Consider the following 20,595-nt stretch of genomic DNA (forward strand, 5'->3'; position numbering starts at 1 on the left):
CACGCATTCCACCTCTTTTTTGAGTGATGATCCGTGAGTGGTACAAAACAAGAAGGATCCCCATGACTGTTCCACGCAATTCCCTTCGCCATTACTGTGGCACCAGTGCTGCCGCCCTGTTGACTCTGCTGCTGGGCACAGCCTCTCACGCGGCACTGGCCGCAGCCCAACCAGTGCCTGCCGAGCTCAAGCTCGCCATCGGAGCCGAACCCACCGAAGGGTTTGACCCTCTGCTTGGCTGGAGCCACGGCAGCTACCTGCTGCTGCATAGCCCGCTGCTCAAGCAGAACGCCGATCTCAGCTGGCAGAATGTGCTCACCCAGTCGGTGACCCCGAGCAAGGATGGCAAGGGGTGGCTCATTACCCTCAAGCCTGACCTGAAATTCTCCAATGGCGCGCCGCTCACCGCCGAAGATGTGGCCTTTACCTACAACAGCGCAGCCCAGGGCGGCGGCAAGATCGACATGGGCAACTTTGTCTCGGCCAAGGTGCTTTCGCCCACCGAGGTGGCCATCACCCTGAGTGCTCCCCAGAGTACCTTCGTCAACGTGCTGGGATCCTTGGGGATAGTGTCGAAGAAGGATTACGACGCCAAAGCGTACGCCCAAAAGCCGGTCGGTGCTGGCCCTTACCGGTTGGTGAGCTTCCTGCCCGGTCAGCAGCTGGTGGTGGAAGCGAACCCCTATTACGCTGGCGGCAACAATGACTTCAAACGGCTGGTGTTTGTCTTTATCGATGAAGAGAGCGCCTATGCCGCCGCCCAGAGTAGCCAGCTCGATCTGGTGCGCATCGCCCCGTCGCTGGCGCCTACCGTACCCGACACCCTCAAGCTCTGGGTGCGGCCGAGCGTGGAGAACCGCGGTATCGTCTTCCCCATTCCTCCAGCGGGCAGCAAAGATGCCAAGGGTTATCCCATCGGCAACGACGTGACCTCGGATGTAGCGGTGCGCCGTGCCATCAACTACGTCATTGACCGCAAGTTGCTGGCCGACCAGCTGCTGGAAGGGCACGCCATCCCCGCTTACAGCGCGGTAGAAGGCTTGCCCTGGCTGAATAAAGCCACCGCCTTCAAGGATGGCGATGCCGCCCATGCCAACGCCCTGCTCGATGAGGCTGGCTGGAAGATGGGCAGTGACGGCATTCGCCACAAGGGCTCCCTGCGCGCCGCCTTTACCCTCTGGTACACCAGTGGCGACAGCACCCGCCGGGATTTGGCGGAAGCGGTGCGGGCCATGCTCAAGCCCATCGGTCTTGAGGTGAGCCTCAAGTCCGGCAGCTGGGAGCAGGTGGAGCGGGAGATGCACGCCAACCCGGTGCTGATGGGGTGGGGGAGTCTGGATCCCATGGAGCTCTATCACCACTACCAGAGCGGCTCCGGTGGCGTGGAGTTCTACAACCCGGGCTACTACAGCAACCCTGTGGTGGATAACCACCTCAAGCAGGCGCTGGATGCCCCGAACTGGCAGGCGGCCGTGCCGTTCTGGCAGCAGGTGGAGTGGGATGGCAAGACCGGCGCCGGAGTGCAGGGAGATGCCGCCTGGGCCTGGCTGCTCAATGTGCAGCACACCTATCTCGCCAACCGTTGCATCGATCTTGGCAAGGGGGCGCCGGAAATCCACGGTAGCTGGTCACTCCTCAACAACCTGCAGGATTGGCGGTGGACGTGCCGTTAAGTTCGCCCTTGAGTCACTCCGGTTATCTGTTGCTAAAAGCCCTGCTGCGTCTGGCAGGGCTGTTATGTTTGGTCTCGGTCGCCACCTTTGTGCTGCTGAGCTACTCCCCCATCGACCCCATCAAGGCCTATATCGGCAACGATCTGCTCCATGTGCCGCCGGAGCAATACGCCCGCATCGCCGCCCGCTGGGGGCTGGATCAGCCGCTCTGGCTGCGCTACTGGCACTGGTTTACCCAGGTGCTGCAGGGAGATCTCGGCTACTCCATGCTCTACAACGCACCTGTGGGTGAGGTAATAGGCCAGCGCTTTGCTGCCTCCTTCCTGCTGCTGGCGGGTGCCTGGCTGCTCTCCGGCTTTTTCGGCATTCTGCTTGGCCTCTGCGCCGGTCGCTATCTCAATCGCTGGCCCGATCGCCTGATTTGCCGTTTTGCCTACCTGCTCGCCTCCTTGCCCACCTTCTGGGTCGGCCTCTTGCTGCTCGCCCTGTTTGCGGTGCATTGGCCGCTACTGCCAGTTTGCTGCGCCTGGACGCCGGGGCTTGCTGCCGATGAGGTGGACTGGGCCATGCGGCTGCGTCATCTATTGCTGCCGGTGACGACCCTGGCGCTGCTCGGGGTGGGCAACATTGCCCTGCATACCCGGGGGCGGGTGGCCGAGGTGCTGGAGAGCGACTTTATCCGCTACGCCCGCGCTCAGGGGGATGGCGGCTGGCCCATGCTGCGTTTTCACGTGCTGCGCCACGCCCTGACCCCGGCGCTCTGCCTGCAGTTTGCCTCCCTCGGCGAGCTGATTGGCGGATCGCTCTTGGCCGAGAAGGTCTTCTCCTACCCGGGGCTCGGCCAGGCCACTGTGGATGCGGGGCTCAGGGGCGATATCCCCTTGCTGATGGGAATCGTGCTCTTCTGCACCCTGCTGGTCTTTATTGGCAACACGGTGGCCAGTTTGCTGCTGGCCCGCATCAATCGGGGCTGGGAGGGTGAGCATGCTGTTTAATCCGCTTCCCTCGATACTGCGGCTGGTTTTTGCCCTGCTCGGATTGGCGCTGCTGGCCACTTACGGCTGGAGCCTCTCTCATCAGGATGTGCCGATGGATCTGCTGGCGCGCCAGCAGCCCCCCTCGCTGGCCCACTGGTTTGGCACCGATCAGATGGGGCGGGATCTCTGGTTGCGCGCCTTTCAGGGCACCCTCACCAGTCTGGAGCTTGGCATCAGTACTGCCCTCTGCAGTGGCCTGCTGGCCATGGTGGCGGCAAGCGTGTCGCTCATTCACCCCAGATGTGATGCGGCGGTACGAATGGTGATCGACGCCATGCTGGCGTTGCCCCATATGCTGCTCTTGATCCTTATCTGCTTTACCGTGGGGGGCGGTATGCGCGGGGTGATCCTGGCGGTGGCACTGACCCACTGGCCCAAGCTGGCGCTCATTCTCTGCGCAGAAGCGCGGCGGATCGCCTGCAGCGACTATGTGGTGCTGGCCCGCTGTCAGGGGATGGGGGCGCTGCGTCGCTGGCGCATCCACCTGCTGCCGGGGCTGTTGCCCCAGTGGTTTATCGGCACCTTGCTGATGTTTCCCCATGCGGTGCTGCACAGCGCGGCCTTGAGCTTTCTCGGTTTTGGGCTGGCGGCCCACGAGGCCTCGCTGGGCCTGCTGCTGGCCGATGCCTTGCGTTATCTGGCCGGTGGCGGTTGGTGGCTGGCCCTCTTCCCGGGGTTGATGTTGCTGCTGTTGGTGCTGCTCTTTGATCAGGCTACCCGCGCCTTGCAACAGCTGCTGTGGCACAGGAGTGAACCATGCTGAGTTTTGACCATGTGACCATAGAGGCGGCCCACTACTCCTGGCTGGGGCGACGCAGCTGGCAGCCATTGCTGACCGATATCAGCCTGCAACTGGCACCGGGGGAGATAGTGGCGCTGGTGGGGGGGAGCGGCGAGGGCAAGAGCCTGCTGCTGCAAAGCGCCCTAACATTGCTGCCGGACAATCTGCGGATGCGCGGCGCCATCTCTCTTGATAGCACTCCTCTGTGCGATGCCAGCCGGGCCCGTTTGCGCGGTCACACCCTCTGCTATGTGCCACAGGGGGTAAGCGCCCTCAATCCGCTGCTGACGGTGGAGCGCCAGCTTGGCCGCGCGGCGCGCCTCTGCGGTCAGAGCGGTTCCCGCGAACGGCTCGGCGAGCAGCTGCTGCGCTACCAGCTGCCCGCGACCACCCTGGACAGATTCCCGCGCCAGCTCTCCGGTGGCATGGCCAAGCGCATTCTGGCCTGCACTGCGGCCCTTGGTGGTGCCCGCTACATTCTGGCGGACGAGATCACCGCCTGGCTCGACGAGGGGCTGGCCTGCCAGCTGCTCAGCCAGTTGCGTGAATTGGCCAATCAGGGCAGCGGCATCCTCTGGGTGACCCACGATCTGGCGCTGGCGGCCCGCTTTGCCGATCGCATAGTCGCGCTCCATAAGGGCCAAGTGAGCGATACCTTGAGCAGCCACCATCTGCGCCAGGGGCAGGGGAGCGAGATGCTCCGTGCCCACTGGCAGGCGCTGCCGGAGTTCAATGCGCTCTTCTCTGTGCCGGAGGTTTCCTGATGTTGGAAGTACGAAATCTCACTATCGCCCAAGGGGAGCGCCCCCTCTGGCAGGGGTTGTCGCTGACGGTGAAAGCGGGGGAGCGAGTCGGTATCTCTGCCCCGAGCGGGTATGGCAAGACCACCCTGGGGCGGGTATTGGCGAGTTGGCAACCGGTTCGGGCGGGTGGGCAGATCCTGCTGGATGGGCAGCCGGTGCCTGAACAGGTAAAAGGCTATAACCCCATTCAGCTGGTGTCCCAGCATCCGGAGCTCACCTTCAATCCCTATCGCACTACCGGACAGGCGCTCTGGGATGTCTGGCGCCCCGATGACGTCATGTTGGCCCGCTTTATGATCAAGCCTGCGTGGCTCAGTCGTAAACCCGGTCAGCTCTCCGGCGGTGAGCTGGCCCGCATCGCATTGCTGCGTGCCCTCGATCCCCGCACCCGTCTGCTGATTGCCGACGAGGTGACCGCCCAGCTGGATCCGCAAATTCAGCGCCAACTCTGGCGGGAGTTGATGGTTGAGTGCGAGCAGCGCGGTCTTGGCATGCTTGTCTTCAGTCACCAGCAGGCACTGCTGCGTCAGGTCTGCCATCGGGTGCTGCGCTTTGGGGAGGTGCAGCCCGAATCTGGGGAGCTGACCGAAAGCGCGGCTTGAAGGTTAGTTCCCCCTCATCCCCAGCCCTTCTCCCGCAAGGGGAGAAGGGAGTTGAAGGTGCCATCTCACCACGCTCAGGGTTTAGGGTTTGGAAAATCTCGGGGTTTGAAAATATGGCTGGTTGTTATGCTCGAAGCGCCCCCTGAGGGGTTTGAGGGAGTCGTATAGTTGCAGCATGCTGTCGGCATCCACAAACCGGTTCCCTCTCCCAGGGGAGAGGGCTAGGGTGAGGGGGGCGAGTATGAAACGCTGGCCATTCTGTACAGAGAGAACCGTTGGCAAAGCGCGCAGATAAAAGAGAGGGAGGCATCAGCCTCCCTCTTTTGTTTTCTACCGTTATCAGCGGCGTTTAACCGGTTGATTTCAAGCACTGGCCAGCCAGTTAAGCCAGGCATCCATCCCTTCGCCTGTGGTGGCGCTGACCTGGATCACCTGAATATAGGGGTTGACCCGTTTGGCGTTCTCGATGCAGCGGGCCACGTCAAAGCTGACGTAGGGCAGCAGATCGATCTTGTTGATCACCATCAGCTGGGCGGCGGCAAACATGTCCGGGTACTTCAATGGCTTCTCTTCCCCCTCGGTGACGGAGAGGATCGCCACCTTGTACTTCTCGCCGAGATCGAAGCTGGCGGGGCAGACCAGATTGCCGACGTTCTCGATAAAGAGGATGCCCCCTTCATTGGCGGGCAGCTGGTGGCAGGCGTCGTGGACCATTTTGGCATCCAGATGGCAGCCCTTGCCGGTGTTGATCTGCACGGCAGGGACGCCGGTGGCGCGGATACGGTCGGCATCGGCGCTGGTTTGCTGATCCCCTTCGATCACCGCGCAGGGGCGCTTGTCTGCCAGCTGGCGCAGGGTTTCGCACAGCAAAGTGGTTTTGCCTGAACCCGGGCTAGACACCAGGTTGAGCACCAATTGGGCTGCGTCGTCGAAGTGTTCGCGGTTGTGGGCCGCCAGCGCGTTGTTCTTGGCCAGCACATCCATCTCGATGGCGATCAGCTGGCGCTGTCCCATGCCGGGCACCGACAATCCCGCTTCCCCTTTGCCGTAGTGCAGATCACCCTGCTGGTGGTCATGGTCATGGTCATGGTCATGGTCATGGTCATGGGGATGCGCGTGGGAATGGCCGTGGTCATGAGAGTGGGCATGATCATGATGATGGTCGTGGGGGTGATCATGACCCTCGTGGTTTATGGGAGCCCGCACTCCGTGATAGTGGTGATGGACATCCCCCTGATGGTGATAGTGGTGGTGAATGATCAGGGTGCGCGGTGCGCTCTGCTCGTGATCATGATGGTGATGGGCGTCATGAGCATGATGATGGCCGTGCTCGTGCTCGTGCTCGTGCTCGTGCTCGTGCTCATGGTGATGTTCATGTTCGTGATGATGTTCATGTTCGTGATGATGCTCATGATCGTGCTCATGGCCGGCAATCCGCGCCTGGCCGCATCCGCATACGCTACACATATCAACTTACCTCGATGTCGGTGATGCGCAGGCTATCACCCTGCGCGACTCGTAATTTGTATCCGTCGCACCCGGGACAGGCCTGCCCGCGCTCGGTGAGGGTGACCGTCTTGTTGCAGTCGTAACACCAGGCCTCTGCCGCCTGATGCTGAAAGTGAAGTTGGGCCCCTTCGACGACTGTGCCCTTGGCGGCGGCCTCGAAACAGAAGGCAATGGTGTCCGGGTCAACGCAGGAGAAGCTGCCGACCTCGAGCCAGAGGGCGGTCACCCTGGTAAAGCCCCGCTGGGTGGCCTGCTCGGCAGCCAGATCGATGGCGGCCATGGCCAGAGACATTTCGTGCATGGTGGCTCCTTAACCGATATGGGGAGGTGTGACTCCTCCCCCTTATTGGGAAAACGGCTTATGGGTGAGCGGCATGGCTGCTCAACAGATCCGCGGCAGCAGCTCCCCTTGTGGCAGCTCCAGATAACGGCGGCTGCCCCAGGGGTTATTGAGGATCACCTTGTGGCGATCGCTCGCCTGCACCACGCCGATCTGGCTGGCTGCTGGGTTGAACTGCCGCAAGATGCCCAGTGCGTCCTGCGCCTGTTCGGCAGGCAAGGCCAGTACCATGGTCCCCTCGTTGGCGAGATCATGGGGCTCGAAACCGTAGAGTTCGCACAGGCCTCGCACCGGATCGCACACCGGGATGGCGGACTCCTCCAGCTCGATGGCAACGCCGGAGGCACTGCTCCATTCGTTGAGGACGGCGGCAAGGCCACCGCGGGTAGCATCGCGCAGGGCGTGGGGGGTAATGCCTGCCTTCAGCAGCGCTTCTACCTGTGGCCAGAGGGTGGTGCAGTCGCTCTTGAGATCAGATCCCAGTTGCAGGGCGTCGCGGGCCATCAGGATGCAGGCGCCGTGGCTGCCGATATCCCGCGACACCAGAATGGCGTCACCGGCCTTGAGGTTGCGCACCGAGATGCCCCGGCTCTGTTCGGGCTGCGGGAAAGTGCCGACCCCGCTGGTGTTGATAAAGATCTTGTCGGCCGCCCCCTTGGGCACCACCTTGGTGTCGCCGCAGACGATGCGGGCACCGCTCTTGGCAAGCTCAGCGGCCATCGATTCGACGATGCGGGCCAGATCGGCGTAGGGGAAACCCTCCTCGATGATAAAGCTGCAACTGAGGTATTCCGGTTTAGCCCCCATCATGGCGAGATCGTTGACCGTACCGGCGATGGCCAGTTTGCCGATATCGCCCCCCTCGAAGAAGAGCGGCGAGACGGTAAAGCTGTCGGTGGTGAAGGCAACGGGGCCCTCTACCGGCAACAGGGCTGCATCTTCACCGCGCAGCAGGATCTCGTTGCCAAAGTGGCGAAAGAAGAGCTGGTTGATCAGCTGATTCATTTCGACACCGCCGCCACCGTGGCTAAGTTGGATTTCTCTCATTGTTCCTGGATCCCCATATATCGGTAGTAGGCATTGCAGGCCCCTTCGGAGCTGACCATGCAGCTGCCCATGGGCTGGGTCGGGGTGCAGCCCCGGCCAAAGACTTTGCACTGGTTCGGTTTGGCCAGCCCGCGCAGGATATCGGCGCACTGGCACGCCTTGTGGTCATCGATGGGAGTCTGATTGAGCGCGAAGTGGCGCTCCGCGTCGCACTTGGCAAAGGCATCGCGCAGGCGCAGGGCGGAGGCGTTGATATCCCCCAGACCTCGCCAGCGAAAGTGCTCGCGGGTCTCGAAAAAGCGCTCGACCAGCCGCTGGGCGGCTTTATTGCCGCTGGCGGTGACGGCGCGGCTGTATTGCACCTCCAGCGCGTAGCGACCCTCCACCTTCTGGCGCACCATCATCAAGAGCGCCTCCATCACATCCACCGGTTCGAAGCCGCTCACCACCACTGGCACCTGATAACGATCGACGATAGGCAGGTAGATATCGGCGCCGGTGATGACGCTGACGTGGGAGGGGCCGATAAAGGCGTTCACCTTGGCCACCCCGTCGGCCATTACCGCATGAATGGCGGGGGGCACCAGCACATGGTTGATATGAAACAGGAGGTTTTCAATCCCCTCAGCTTCAGCCGCAGCTAGCAAGGCGGCCGTCATCGGGGTAGAGGTCTCGAAACCGATGGCGAAGAAGACCACGGTTTTTTCCGGATTCTCTTTGGCGATACGCAGGGCATCGAGGGGATCGTAGACCGGGCGGATATCGCTCCCCTTGGCCCGCTGTTGGGCCAGCGTGCCTTTGGAGCCCGGCACCCGGATCATGTCCCCAAGGGTGACCAGAATAACGTTCGGTTGACTCGCCAGCTCGATGGCCTGATCGATGCGCTCTTTTGGCATGATGCAGACCGGGCAGCCGGGGCCGTGAACGAACTCGATGCTGGTGGGCAGCAGCTGGTGCAGGCCGTACTTCATGATGGTGTGGGTATGGCCGCCACACACCTCCATCACCCGCAGCGGTTCGGGCAGATCTTTGGCCAGTTCGGTGATCTGGGTTGCGAGGGCGCGGATAACGTCAGGCTGACGAAAGCCCTGAAAGAGATCATTCAAGGTCAGCATGGCAAGATATCCTGTTTGGGCATCAGGGCCACCATCTGGCGGAAGCTCTCGAGGCTGGCCTGCGCCTCCTCTTCGTCAATCTTGCTCATCACAAAGCCGATATGGAGCAGCACATAATCGCCCACCTGGAGAGGCTCTTCGAGCAGCATGCAGCTGACGCGCCGCTGCACCCCCAGGGTATCGACGGTGACGCAGTTATCTTCGGGGTGCAGTTGCACCACCTGAGAGGGGATGGATAGACACATGAATTTCAGGACTCCGACAAGGTGGCACAGCCGGCTGTGGTTGGGCGGTGCGTGGCAAGATGGTGGATGGCAAACCAGAGCTGACCGGCGGCGATGCCACCGTCATTGAGCGGCAGGGTTTCGCTGGTCAATACCTGCTGACCGGCCGCTTCGAGAGCGGGCACCAGCTGGTCCATCAGCACCCGGTTTTGAAAGACGCCGCCCCCGAGCGCCACCGGATAGCCGGGGAAGCGCTCGGCCAGTGCGATGACCAGATTGCTGATGGCGCGGATAAAACCGGCAGCCAGGCTGGCGGTGGCGGTGCCTTGGCGCCGCTCGCTGACAAGGGTATGGATCAGCTCTGCCCACTGGATCTGCAGTGGCCCCTCCGCGCTCTGGTGCAGGCCAAAGGTGAGAGGGAAGGGCTGTTCATCTGGAGCAAGCTGCAAGGCGGCCGCCTCCAGCAAGAGCCCCGCTTCGCCCTCGTAATCCGGGGTATCGATCACTCCCAAGAGCGCCGCGACCGCATCGAACAGCCGGCCGATGGAACTTGTGTAGGGGGCGTTGCGACCCAGCTGCCAGAGCTGGTGCAGGTTGTTGATCCGCTTAAGGGGCAGTTGCTTGATCAACGGAATATCGAGGGCGCTGATCTCCTCAGGGCTGTGCGATTCAAACAGCAGCCCCAGCAGCTGGCGCGCCGGCTCGCGAATGGCCGCTTCGCCGCCGATCAGCTTGAAGGGGGCAAGGTGGGCAACCCGCTCAAATCCCTGAACGTCTGCGATCAGCAGCTCGCCGCCCCAGAGGGTGCCGTCATTGCCAAGGCCGGTGCCATCGAAGGTAACCCCCAGCACCGGGCCTGTGATGTCGTGCTCGGCCATCACCCCCAGCAGGTGGGCGTGATGGTGCTGCACCTCGAGGTGGGTCGCACCCTGATCCTGGCAATAGCTTTTGGCCCACTGGTGGCTGAGATAGCCGGGGTGGCGATCCGAGACCAGCAGTTCTGGCTTGAGATCGTAGAGATCGCGAAAGGTCGCCAGGGTCTGCTCGAAGTGCTCCTGCATCGGCAGGCTGTGCAGATCGCCGATATAGGGGCTGTAGATGCGCTGGCGGCCGAAGGCGAGCGCCAGCTGGTTCTTCTGCTGCGCCCCGACCGCCAGCAGCGGCGCCTTGACCGCCTCTTGCAAGCTGGGAGTGCAGGGGGCATAGCCCCGGGCCAGCCGCAACGTCTGGCGCCGCCCGCCTGCCCACTGCACCAGACTGTCGTCGCACGGGTGCAGGATGGGGCGATTGTGATCCAGAATGCCGTCAATCTCGCGGCCGAGCTCCCTGACCACCGCCTCGCACTCGATCAGGATCGGGCTGCCGCGACCATTGGCGCTGGTGGCCACCAGCGGCATGGCGCAGGCGCCCAGCAGCAGCTGGTGGAGCGGGGTATAGGGGAGCATGACCCCAAGGTAGGGGATGCCGGGGGCGATCCCCTCCGCCAGCGGCGCGGTTGCAAGTAGGGATTCTGAGAGCCGATCATCATTTTTGCGCTTGCGCAGCAAGGTGATGGGTCTGGCCTGAGAGGCGAGCAGCTGCCACTCGTCTTCGCTGCCGGTGACATGCAGTTTGGCCTCGGCAAGGGATCCCATCATCACCGCCAGCGGCTTGCGTGCGCGTCGCTTGAGCGTTAGCAATCTGGCAACGCTCTGTTCATTGCGAGCATCACACATCAGGTGATACCCCCCCATCCCCTTCACCGCAATCAGCGCCCCCGTTTGCAGGGCGTGGGCGGCGGCGTGCAGGGCATCTTCGCGCTCGGCCAGCACATCGCCGCGGCCGCTGCGCCAGCTGAGGTGGGGCCCGCACTCGGGGCAGCTCACCGGCTGGGCGTGGTAGCGTCTGTCCAGCGGGTTTTCATAGGCCGCAGCGCAGCGCGGGCACATGGCAAAGCCCGCCATGGCGGTGTGGGGGCGGTCGTAGGGGAGGCGACGGATAATGGTGTAGCGCGGGCCGCAGTGGGTGCAGTTGGTAAAGGGGTAGTGGTGGTGGCGATCGTTGGGGTTGGCCACATCGTTGGCACACGCCTCGCACATCCCCTGATCCGGCGAGATGGCGACCGTGGCGGCGCTCTGCTGCTGGCTGGCCTTGATATGAAACTGGCCGTCGTAGTCGGGGTTATGTTCGGAGTCAGCATCTCGGGGAAGCTCCCGCTCGCTGAAATGATCGATGCGGCTAAGTGGCGGTGCCAGTTCACGCAGTTCGCGGGAAAAGGCGGCCAGCTGCTCGGGGGATCCCTCGGCGCCGATAGTGACGCCGCTCGCGTCGTTCAAGACATAACCGGCAAGGCTGTGGCGCAGCGCCAGTCCATAGACGAAGGGGCGAAAGCCGACCCCCTGCACTATACCGTCGATATGAAACTCGCGGCGTAGCCGGTTGGCCACAGGATTGGAAGAGCCAGAGGGGGCAATGGTGGCGCTCATGCCGGCTCCATCCCATCTTGAGTCTGCGGCAGACGCAGCACTCGGCGCTCGTTCTCCTCGCGCCGCACCCAGCCATCCATCTCCATGCGCAGGCAGAACGGAATGGCGTATTTGCGCGACAAACCGGTGATCTCCTTGAGGGATGCCATGTCGATCAGATCTCCCACCTGCTGGCCCGCCAGCACGGCGGCGACCATCTGGTTGTAAAGGGCGGCGTCGTAGTAGATAGGGCCATCGAGCTGCACCAGATACTTGAGTCGCGCCAGATTGCGCAGCTGCTTTTGCAACGCGCCTTTTTGCTGCAAGCCCTGCTGCAGGGCGGCGGGCAGCTTGCGGGTGATAAAGGGATCCAGCTCCACGCCGCCGGGGCCCAGTTTACCGGGCTCATAACCCTCCTTGCCTTGATCTCGCACCACCTTGAGCACCAGCTGCGCCTCTTCCCCCAGATCATCTTCCGACTCGCCGCTGCCCGGTTGCCACTTGTCATGGTGCAGACGGATCAGCTGCTCGCTCTTGAGCTGCTGGAGCAGGGCATGAGTGACCGGCAGGGCGATGCCAAAGCGGGTTGCCAGCTCGGCGGCGCTCAGCGGTTCGCTGGCCAGCGTAGCCAGCAGTTGATCGCGGCTCTGGGTCAGCCAGCAGCTATCCAGCAGCCACTCACCGAGGGGGGTGACCTGCTCTGGCCGCTGGTCAAAGCGGCTGGCCAGCACATAGCCATTGAGCCCCAGCTGCAAGGCTGCGGGGTTGTAGTGCTCCAAGTCATCAGGCAGCTCACCCAGTAGGGCGTGCAGCGCCTTGCGTCTGGCGGGATGGATGTCGCCGCACCAGACGATGCGGGCGCCGTGCAGCAGTTCGCTGCTGCCGTGGCGAATGATGGCGAGCGGCTGGCCAAAGAAGCAGGGAATGGGGTTGGTAAAGATCAGCCGCGCCAGCCGGGTATCCTTGATGGGCACGAAACGGGCCCGGCCATGCCAGCTGCCAAGGGCCACCTCGACCTCCTGCGTTCGTAGTGTCTTGCTACTCATGCTCTCGGTGTTGAGCCGCACGATCAGGTGAGTCGCCGCCTCGCACTGGCCCGCCGCGCTGGTCAGGCAGTGGCCGCGAGCCACCTCCTTGTGAGGCACTTTTTTAAGGCCCACCGCCACCCGGCAGACGGCGCCAATCTCGTCGACGCTCTGGTGATAGGCCTGCAGGGAGCGCACCTGCACCTCACGATCGGCAGGGTAGAGGCGCAGCTTGTCCCCCACCTTGAGGCGGCCCTGCTGCAAGGTGCCGGTGAGCACTGTGCCGGTGCCGTTGGCGGTAAAGACCCTGTCTACATACAGGCGCGGTGCGCCCTGCTCGCGGGCAGCTTGTGAGGCTGGCAGTTCGGCCAGCTGACGTACGATAGCGGCGTGTAGGGCAGCCATATTGGCGCCGGTCTTGGCACTGACGCTGACGATGTCGGGCACCATGCCGCTCTCGTCCATCACCCGCTCCAGCAGGCTCTCTTCAAGGAGCTCCAGCTCGTCGGGGGAGACAAGATCGCACTTGTTGATGCAGACCAGCAGGCGCGGCACCCCCATCGCCTTGAGCAGGCGCAGGTGATCGCCGGTCATCGGCATCCACCCCTCGTCGGCGGCGATGACCAGCAGCACCAGATCCAGACTCCAGAGCCCCGCCACCATGTTGCGGATATAGCGCTCGTGGCCGGGCACGTCGATGACGCCTATGGTGTTGCCCTGACCGTCGTCGAAGTGGGCAAAGCCGAGATCCTGGGTCATGCCAATGGCCTGCTCGTGGGCACGGGCGGTGGTGATGCCGGTGAGGGCCTTGATCAGCAGGGTCTTGCCGTGATCCACGTGGCCTGCAAGGCCGATAACGGCGCGATAGGGGGTCATGGGATCAGGGCTCCTCGGTCGCATTTGTTGCATTGAACGGGGCGGGCAGCAGCAATTCCCTGAGTTGGGCAATCAGCAGTTCCATCTCGGTCGGCAGCAGGGTGGCCATATTGAGCAGCACCTTCTGCTGGCGCACGGTGGCGATGACCGGCACCGGCAGTTCGCGCAAATCATCGAGTAACTGCTGGGCCGGACGCGGGTCGGTGCATTCCAGCGCAGGGGCCGGGTAAAACTCGTCCGGCAAGGTGCCGCCGCCCACCACCAGCTGGGCGGGGACGGGTACAAAACAACCGGGCAGGGCGGCCATCAGCTGGGAGGCTCTCGCCTGCATGGCGGCGGGGTTGCTCAAGGTGCGTTGGGCAATGCCCTCACCGATGGGGGACTTGTTGAGCTTGTGGATGAGCAGACGTTCGAGCAGGGAGTAGACGATGCGGCTCGGGCGGAAGGTGCGCATCATGGGGTGTTTTTCCAGCCGCTTGATAAGGTCGCTGCGGCCGCTGATGATGCCCGATTGCGGGCCCCCCAAGAGCTTGTCACCGGAGTAGCAGACCAGATCTGCCCCCGCCTTGATGTACTGGCGCACCGAGGTTTCATCCGGCGCAAACTCTTCGGTGGTCAAGCCCGACCCCTGATCCACCGCCAGCACCACGTGCTCGGGCAGGGCGCGGGCCACCTCGCCGATATCGGGGGATTCGGTAAAGCCGCGAATGGCGAAATTGGATCTGTGCACCATCAGCACCAGCGCGGTCTGATCGGTGATGGCATCGAGGTAATCTTTGGCGGTAGTGATATTGGTAGTGCCCACCTCCACCAGTTTGGCACCGGAGAGCGCCAGAATATCGGGAATGCGAAAGCCGCCACCAATCTGGATCTGCTCGCCGCGCGAGACGATCACCTCGCGCCCCTTGGCCACCTCCTGCAGCAGCAAAAAGAGCGAAGCGGCGTTGTTGTTGACCACCAGCGAATCCTCGGCCTGGGTGAGGCAACGGAGCAGGGGGGCGATCAGCCCCTTGCGCCCGCCGCGCTTGCCGGTGGCGAGATCCAGCTCCAGATTGTTGTACCCGGTGTTGAGGTCACGCACCTCGTCCCACAGCTCGTGACTTAATGGCGAGCGCCCCAGATTGGTATGCACCAGGGTGCCGGTGGCGTTGATCACCCGGGTTTGACGCTGGCGCAACTGCTGTCGGCAGCGCTTGGCAATCAGCGCCTCGATCTGCTCGGGGGCGACGCCATGCTGGCGAAAATCTTCGCTCTGGCGCAGCTCGCTCAGGGTGTCGCGCACCGTCTGAGTCACCAGCGGGCGGCTCAGCGCTTCGATAAAACCGGCGAGAAAGGGTTGCTGCAGCAGCTGTTCCACTTGTGGCAGACGGCGGGTTTGTTGCTGTGAATCTGGCAGTGAATCGTCGGCAGCCGTACCTGATGCGGGCTGGCGATGGGGGATGGCTGGCGCGTGAGACGAGTTCGGCATGGGATTACCAGTGCAGTGCGTGGGTTCGGGATGCGCACCGGTTTGCCGATAGAGAGGCCGAGCTGACGGGTTATGGCACTGCTGGCGATTTGCGGATGAGTGCAAACTGGACGCATCAATGAGCGGGTATAAATTAATGCTGCATCGATGCTGATAAATTATTTTTTGGCCAGCGAGATAACCTGAGTTCGGATTATATTGGCAAGCGGCAAGCACCTTTTTTAAGGTATTACTTCAAACATATTGAACAAACAATGGAAATAACATTCAGGCCGAAAAATTCAGCGGGAGAGTATTTGTTCAAAAGATAAATTTGGCGGAAGAGGCAGGAATCGAACCTGCCAAAGCCTTCTCGGCTCACATCGGTTTTGAAGACCGAGGAGGCCACCAGACCCCATCAACTTCCGTAACGGTCGCCATTTTGTGGCAAACTTCTGTGACTGGCAACGCTTTTTTTGTCATAAAAAAGCGAGAGTTAGCGATTTTTTGAAAAAATCAAAGAACCTTGTTTTATATCAAGTTCAGCACAATTAGCCCGATGTTTTTAATTTAACATCGGGCCTCGATCACATTGCTGTAACCGTCGGTCAATAACGGTCGTTAACAACTCTATAAATAATCACCGGTTGGCGTTGGAAATATTCCACTGATCCAGTTTATCTATTAACAGACTGGTGTCACTGGCGGCATCAAGATGCTGATAAAGATAATCCATCGCCTCGCTCACCATCTCGGTCATCGGGAAGGAGAACGCCACGATGGCCGGTTGTACCCCGACAAAGATCACCTCTTGGACAAAGGTCTTGAGCTCGTCGATCAGGAAATTGAGCGGCATGTTGTGGGTCGAGAAGATAAACATCTCGGCGATGGTCTCGGGGGGAATCACCTGCAGGGTGCCCGCCTTCTCGCCGATCTCGGCGGCATCCACCAGCACCACCCGCTCCGGTTGCAGCTCCCGCACCTTGTAGACCACATTTTCCGGCGCGATGCCGCCGTCGATATGAACCCAGCCGGGCAGGGGGGCGGCCTGCAGCTTGTCGGCGAGATAGGGGCCGGCACCGTCGTCCCCCATCATGGCATTGCCCACGGTCAACACGAGATCGCAGCCCATCAGCGGCTCCTTACCATCAGGTACATATGGGGGTCGTTAAAGAGGGCGGTGAGCTGCTCCATAAAGGCATTGGTCCAGCCCAGCTCCTGCTCATCGAGCAGATTGTCGGCTTTGCGCAGTCGGTCGAAGGCGCAGGCCAGCATATGGCAGTGCTCGCGATAGATGGTGATCTCGCCAAAGGTGAGAAATCCCTCCATCTTGCGGCGCGCTTCACTTCCCTCTGGCAGCTTTGCTACCCAGTCGCGATAACCGATCAGCGAGCAGACCAGGTCTGCTCGCAGGCAATCGACAATGCCGAGGTGGTGGCCGATGGCGAGGCTGTAGTACATCACCTCTTTGGCTTCCTCGGGGACGTCGAACTGCTCGTCGACGAACTTGCGCGAGAGGCGGTAGAAAAAAACCTCGTCAGCCATGCACCGCCTCTCCCTTGCCGGCCGCCCGGTTGAGGCAGGCGTTTGCGAGGTTGTTGACGATCTCCGCCAGGCGCGGATCGTCGTGCTGATCGAGGTAGCTCTGGATGCACAGATCCACATCCTGCTGGGTCGCCCCTTCGAGCAGGGCCATAAACTCGTCGGCGATGATCCGCCCCTGCCGGTAACCGGCCATGCGGCGCGCTTCGCGCTCGATCATCACCCGGATTTCATTGGGGATGCCGGTGTGGCGCAGTTCGACCCGCTCACCCGGTTGCACCTCGTGGCTGGTGGCTTTGAGCTTCTGTTCCAGCAGACCGAGCGCCACCGCAAAGCCGTAGATGGTAGCCGCCGGTGTCGGAGGGCAGCCCGGGATATAGACATCCACCGGCACGATCTTGTCGGTGCCGCCCCAGACGCAGTAGAGGTCGTGGAAGATGCCGCCGTCACAGCCGCAGGCGCCGTAGGCGATGCAGATTTTGGGATCGGGCGCCGCCTCGTAGGCGCGCAGGGCCGGTACCCGCATTGCCCGGGTCACAGCGCCGGTAAAGAGCAGGATGTCGGCGTGGCGGGGGGAGGCAACCACCTTGATGCCGAAACGCTCGGCATCGAACAGCGGGGTGATGGTGGCGAAGATCTCGATCTCGCAGGCGTTGCAGCCGCCGCAATCGACCCGGTAGACATAGGCCGAGCGGCGAATGTCCTTGAGCAGGGTCTTCTTGAGTTTGGTGATCTCGGGATCCTGTGCCAGCGGCACGGCACGGGTATGGGCATGGCCGACAACCGGTTCTATGCCTTTGATCTTGCTCATCACATCCACTCCTTTTGTGCGGCCATCGGTGTGGCTATCGGTGTGATCAGGGCCGAGTCAGGCTGGCTCAGCATGCTCTGTTTTCGTTTGCAGTCGGGGCAGTGGTGCAGTCGCTCCGGGGTCGCGAGCGGTGTGCCCGCCTGCTTGAGGGTGTCCTCCACCAGCGCCACCAGCTTGCTCGGGGCAAAGTAGGTGCCGCACAGGGTGCAGGGGGCCAGCGCAAAGCGGGCCTCCTCATAGAGATCCGCCTTGTTGGTCACCGCCAGCTCGAATTCGGGGGAGAGGGCGATGGCGCGGGTCGGGCAGACCTCCTCGCAGCGGCCGCAGAAGATGCAGCGCGCCATGGAGATCTCCCAGCGCCGTTCGCCGGTCTCCATGTCCACTTCCATCACCAGCGCATTGGCCGGGCAGGCCTTGGTGCAGGCGGCGCAGGCGATGCACTGATCCGCCTGATATTTCGGTTTGCCGCGAAAATCCCGGTTCACCTCGTAAGGGGCGAAGGGGTACTTGGCGGTCGGGGTGCCAGCCTTGAGGATGGTCTTGAACAGCTTGATCATGATGACCCCTTATTTCAGCGGAGAGTTTTTGCGATCGATGCCGTAGCGCTCGATCTCCTTGTAGGAGACCACGGTGGATTTGCCCTTCTTGGGGTCGACTAGGGTGACCCGGTCGGTACAGGAGTAGCAGGGATCCAGACTGCCGATGATGAGCGGCGCGTCCGCCACGGTATTGCCGCGCAGCATGTAGCGCAGAGCAGGCCAGTTGGCGTAGGTGGCGGCGCGGCAGCGCCAGCGGAACAGCTTCTGGTTGTCCCCGGTCATGCTCCAGTGGACATTCTCGCCGCGGGGCGCCTCGGTAAAGCCCAGCGCAAACTTGCCCGGCTGGTAGGTGAAGCCTTCGGTGAGCAGTGGCCCTTCCGGCAGGTGCTCAAGGCCGAACTCAATCATGTCGAGGGAGTCGTAGAGCTCGTGGATGCGCACCAGTACCCGGGATTGCACGTCGCAACCCGCCTTGGTCTGGATCTCCATCGGCAGCTCGCGGTAGCCGGCAAAATCGTGGACCCGGCGCACGTCGCGCTTGAAGCCGCTCGCCCGCACCATGGGGCCGACGCAGCTGAAATCGCGGGCAATTTGCGGCTCGAGCTTGCCGATACCGATGAGGCGGGAGGAGATGTTGGCGGTATCAAGCAGCATGGCCACCAGGGGTTTGAGCTCATCACGGAGCTCGCGCACCAGCTGGGCACCCTTGATGCGATCTTCCTTGAAGATGTCGCGGCGTACCCCGCCAATCAGGTTGAGACCGTAGGTCTTGCGCGCGCCGGTGAGCAGCTCGGCCAGGGTCATGGATTTCTCCCGCACCCGGAAGAACTGCATAAAGCCGGTGTCGAAACCGGTGAAGTGGCTCGACAGGCCGATGTTGAGGATATGGCTGTGCAGGCGCTCCACCTCCAGCAGCACGGCGCGGATCATCTTGGCCCGCTCCGGCACCGGAATACCCATGGCGTTCTCCACCGAGGTGGTGTAGGCGACGCTATGGGTAAAGCCGCAGATGCCGCAGACCCGGTCGGTCAGGAAGGCCACTTCGTTGTAGCCCATCCGGGTTTCCGCCAGCTTCTCCATGCCGCGATGGACATAGAAGAGGCGGTAGTCGGCATCGATGATATCTTCCCCATCGACGAACAGCCGAAAGTGGCCCGGTTCATCCGAAGTGATATGCAGCGGGCCGACCGGCACGATGCGGTTGGCATCACTGCCCAGTTCGTTGACGAAGGGGTAGGTCTCGGTGTCAGTGGTGGGCATCGGGCGCTGGCGATAATCCATGGCGTCTTTGCGCAGGGGATGGATATCCTCCGGCCAGTCATCCGGCAGCACCAGACGACGTTCGTCTGGCAGGCCGATGGCGCGCAGGCCGTACATGTCGCGGATTTCCCGCTCGCCCCACACCGCTGCCGGAATGGTCGGGGTGATGGAGGGGTACTCCTGGGTATCGGCATCCACCAGCACCTTGACGGTGATCCAGCACTTGGTGTCGCTCTCCATGGAGAAGACGTGGTAGACGGCGAAGTGGCCGTTGAGGCTGCGCTCGTCATTGGCAAAGGAGAGCGGAAGCCAGCCCCCCAGCTGATGGAAGATCAGGCTGGCAGTTTCGACCAGACTGGTGGGCTTGACGGTGATGGTGGCCTGATCGGCGGTTTGCCACTCCTCGTCGACGATGGCGTGGGGCAGTTGTGCTCGCACCTGCTGGATGTAGTCGCAGCCGATGCGATCCGAAATGGCGATGGTCATGCAGTTCTCACTTTAATGTTCGGGAATGAGCATTCACAAATGATGAAATCGGAAAAAGTTGCTGTACTGGCGGGCATGATTCAGATCCCGACCAGATAGGCGAGCAGCGCCAGCAGGGCCAGCCCCAACCCGTAGCGGGTGAGCTTGTGGGTGCGCACGAACTGGGTACGGGCCATGGCGTTTTCGATGATGCCGGCCAGCAAAAAGGCCACCAGCAGCTTGCAGGCGAGGATCAGCGCCGCGCCGATGAGCGCAGGCAGACTCCAGTTGGCCGCCTTGCCGAAGGGCAGGAAAATCACCAGAAAGAGCTGCACCACCACCAGCTGCTTGAGGCCGATGGAGAGCTTGAGCAGGGCCAGCCCCGCACCGGAATACTCGGTGAGCGGCCCCTCCTGCAACTCCTGCTCGGCTTCGGCGCAGTCAAAGGGTAGCTTGCCCATCTCGACAAACACCGCGAAGGCGCAGGCGGCACCCGCCAAGAGGGTAGCGATGGGGGCGGCCAGCGGCTGGGTCGCTACATAACTGCTGATGTTGCCCAGATCCGAGCTGCCCACCATCATCGCCATGATGAAGCAGGCAAGCACCAGAATGGGCTCCACCAGAATGCCGAGAGTCAGCTCGCGGCGGGCACCGATCCCTGCAAACATGCTGCCGCTGTCGAGTCCCGAGAGGGAGAAGAAGAAGCGGAAGATGGCGAACAGATAGATATCGGTGATGAGATCCCCGGCGATGGGGAAGGGGGACTCATGAGTCAGGGTCGGCAGCGCCATCCCCACCAGCAAGAGGGCGGCGATGAGCAGCGCAGGCATCAGGTTGAAGATGATGCCGGCAGGCTCGGGGGTCACCTCCTGACGGCGCAGGAGCTTGGCGATATCCCGGTAATCCTGCAGCAGGCCCGGCCCCTGACGGGAGTGCATCTTGGCCCGCAGCACCCGGTTGAAACCGGTGGCGAGCGGCGCCAGCGCCAGCATGGCGATGGCCTGGGTCAGGGCGAGGGCAACCATGCCCCAGCTCGGCATTTCAAGAACAGGCAT

20 protein-coding genes and 1 tRNA gene are annotated in these 20,595 nt (G+C 62.3%); 6 read left to right on the top strand and 15 right to left on the bottom strand.

What is annotated here, in order from left to right; all coding sequences use genetic code 11:
- The first annotated feature begins 62 nt into the window (after positions 1-62).
- The 5 genes from NOM06_RS04680 to NOM06_RS04700 are packed head-to-tail and all read left to right on the top strand — an operon-like array spanning position 63 to position 4,896.
- Positions 63-1,673, top strand: a complete 1,611-nt coding sequence (locus NOM06_RS04680; RefSeq protein WP_255910057.1) for an ABC transporter substrate-binding protein — start codon at positions 63-65, stop codon at positions 1,671-1,673.
- Positions 1,658-2,668, top strand: coding sequence for an ABC transporter permease (locus NOM06_RS04685; protein WP_213389499.1), 1,011 nt, complete (start codon positions 1,658-1,660; stop codon positions 2,666-2,668). Before NOM06_RS04680 ends, NOM06_RS04685 begins: the two co-directional genes overlap by 16 nt.
- On the top strand, positions 2,658-3,473 hold the full coding sequence (locus tag NOM06_RS04690) for an ABC transporter permease (RefSeq protein WP_167565751.1): 816 nt from the start codon (positions 2,658-2,660) through the stop codon (positions 3,471-3,473). Before NOM06_RS04685 ends, NOM06_RS04690 begins: the two co-directional genes overlap by 11 nt.
- Complete coding sequence (locus NOM06_RS04695) at positions 3,467-4,255, top strand: ATP-binding cassette domain-containing protein (RefSeq protein WP_255910058.1); 789 nt, start codon at positions 3,467-3,469, stop codon at positions 4,253-4,255. The genes NOM06_RS04690 and NOM06_RS04695 overlap by 7 nt, the downstream gene beginning before the upstream one ends.
- The gene (locus NOM06_RS04700) at positions 4,255-4,896 is read left to right on the top strand and encodes an ATP-binding cassette domain-containing protein (protein WP_255910059.1); all 642 of its coding nucleotides are present in this window, start codon (positions 4,255-4,257) and stop codon (positions 4,894-4,896) included. The genes NOM06_RS04695 and NOM06_RS04700 overlap by 1 nt, the downstream gene beginning before the upstream one ends.
- A gap of 363 nt (positions 4,897-5,259) precedes the next feature.
- On the opposite strand, the gene hypB is transcribed toward NOM06_RS04700, so the two are convergent.
- Positions 5,260-6,090, bottom strand: coding sequence for a hydrogenase nickel incorporation protein HypB (gene hypB / locus NOM06_RS04705; RefSeq protein ID WP_370688906.1), 831 nt, complete (start codon positions 6,088-6,090; stop codon positions 5,260-5,262).
- Between hypB and NOM06_RS04710 the strand changes: the two genes are divergently transcribed.
- Positions 5,971-6,387 (top strand): hypothetical protein, encoded by a 417-nt coding sequence (locus NOM06_RS04710; RefSeq protein WP_305120735.1) that lies wholly within the window; start codon positions 5,971-5,973, stop codon positions 6,385-6,387. The two genes, hypB and NOM06_RS04710, sit on opposite strands and share 120 nt — an antisense overlap.
- Here the strand turns inward: NOM06_RS04710 and hypA are convergent.
- The 14 genes from hypA to NOM06_RS04780 all read right to left on the bottom strand — a co-directional run bounded on the left by hypA (position 6,365) and on the right by NOM06_RS04780 (position 20,595).
- Positions 6,365-6,706 carry a hydrogenase maturation nickel metallochaperone HypA gene (gene hypA / locus NOM06_RS04715; RefSeq protein WP_255910062.1) on the bottom strand — a complete coding sequence of 114 codons (342 nt, stop codon included), beginning with the start codon at positions 6,704-6,706 and terminating at the stop codon, positions 6,365-6,367. The genes NOM06_RS04710 and hypA overlap by 23 nt on opposite strands.
- Before the next feature lie 81 nt (positions 6,707-6,787).
- Positions 6,788-7,792: a hydrogenase expression/formation protein HypE gene (hypE, locus tag NOM06_RS04720; protein WP_255910063.1), complete on the bottom strand. Its 1,005-nt coding sequence runs from the start codon at positions 7,790-7,792 to the stop codon at positions 6,788-6,790.
- Entirely contained in the window at positions 7,789-8,907 is a 1,119-nt protein-coding gene (gene hypD / locus NOM06_RS04725) for a hydrogenase formation protein HypD (protein WP_255910064.1), read from the bottom strand. Before hypD ends, hypE begins: the two co-directional genes overlap by 4 nt.
- Positions 8,901-9,152, bottom strand: coding sequence for a HypC/HybG/HupF family hydrogenase formation chaperone (locus NOM06_RS04730; RefSeq protein ID WP_040065728.1), 252 nt, complete (start codon positions 9,150-9,152; stop codon positions 8,901-8,903). Before NOM06_RS04730 ends, hypD begins: the two co-directional genes overlap by 7 nt.
- A 5-nt stretch (positions 9,153-9,157) precedes the next feature.
- A complete protein-coding gene (gene hypF / locus NOM06_RS04735) occupies positions 9,158-11,596 on the bottom strand; it encodes a carbamoyltransferase HypF (protein WP_255910065.1) in 2,439 nt (812 codons plus the stop codon).
- Positions 11,593-13,476, bottom strand: coding sequence for a selenocysteine-specific translation elongation factor (selB, locus tag NOM06_RS04740; RefSeq protein ID WP_255910066.1), 1,884 nt, complete (start codon positions 13,474-13,476; stop codon positions 11,593-11,595). The genes hypF and selB overlap by 4 nt, the downstream gene beginning before the upstream one ends.
- A 4-nt stretch (positions 13,477-13,480) precedes the next feature.
- Positions 13,481-14,944: an L-seryl-tRNA(Sec) selenium transferase gene (gene selA / locus NOM06_RS04745; RefSeq protein WP_255910067.1), complete on the bottom strand. Its 1,464-nt coding sequence runs from the start codon at positions 14,942-14,944 to the stop codon at positions 13,481-13,483.
- 314 nt (positions 14,945-15,258) lie between these two features.
- Positions 15,259-15,350, bottom strand: a tRNA-Sec gene (locus NOM06_RS04750).
- Positions 15,351-15,563: 213 nt separating this feature from the next.
- Positions 15,564-16,055, bottom strand: a complete 492-nt coding sequence (gene hycI / locus NOM06_RS04755) for a hydrogenase maturation peptidase HycI (protein WP_255910068.1) — start codon at positions 16,053-16,055, stop codon at positions 15,564-15,566.
- Positions 16,055-16,468: a formate hydrogenlyase maturation HycH family protein gene (locus NOM06_RS04760; protein ID WP_255910069.1), complete on the bottom strand. Its 414-nt coding sequence runs from the start codon at positions 16,466-16,468 to the stop codon at positions 16,055-16,057. Before NOM06_RS04760 ends, hycI begins: the two co-directional genes overlap by 1 nt.
- Positions 16,461-17,276, bottom strand: a complete 816-nt coding sequence (locus NOM06_RS04765; protein WP_255910070.1) for an NADH-quinone oxidoreductase subunit B family protein — start codon at positions 17,274-17,276, stop codon at positions 16,461-16,463. Before NOM06_RS04765 ends, NOM06_RS04760 begins: the two co-directional genes overlap by 8 nt.
- The gene (locus NOM06_RS04770; protein WP_005345227.1) at positions 17,276-17,833 is read right to left on the bottom strand and encodes a formate hydrogenlyase complex iron-sulfur subunit; all 558 of its coding nucleotides are present in this window, start codon (positions 17,831-17,833) and stop codon (positions 17,276-17,278) included. The genes NOM06_RS04765 and NOM06_RS04770 overlap by 1 nt, the downstream gene beginning before the upstream one ends.
- A gap of 9 nt (positions 17,834-17,842) precedes the next feature.
- Positions 17,843-19,561, bottom strand: coding sequence for an NADH-quinone oxidoreductase subunit C (locus tag NOM06_RS04775; RefSeq protein WP_069527320.1), 1,719 nt, complete (start codon positions 19,559-19,561; stop codon positions 17,843-17,845).
- An 80-nt stretch (positions 19,562-19,641) separates the two neighbouring features.
- Positions 19,642-20,595, bottom strand: coding sequence for a respiratory chain complex I subunit 1 family protein (locus NOM06_RS04780; RefSeq protein WP_005345231.1), 954 nt, complete (start codon positions 20,593-20,595; stop codon positions 19,642-19,644).

This window comes from Aeromonas sp. JL9 (genome assembly GCF_024436075.1).
GTDB lineage: Bacteria > Pseudomonadota > Gammaproteobacteria > Enterobacterales > Aeromonadaceae > Aeromonas > Aeromonas veronii.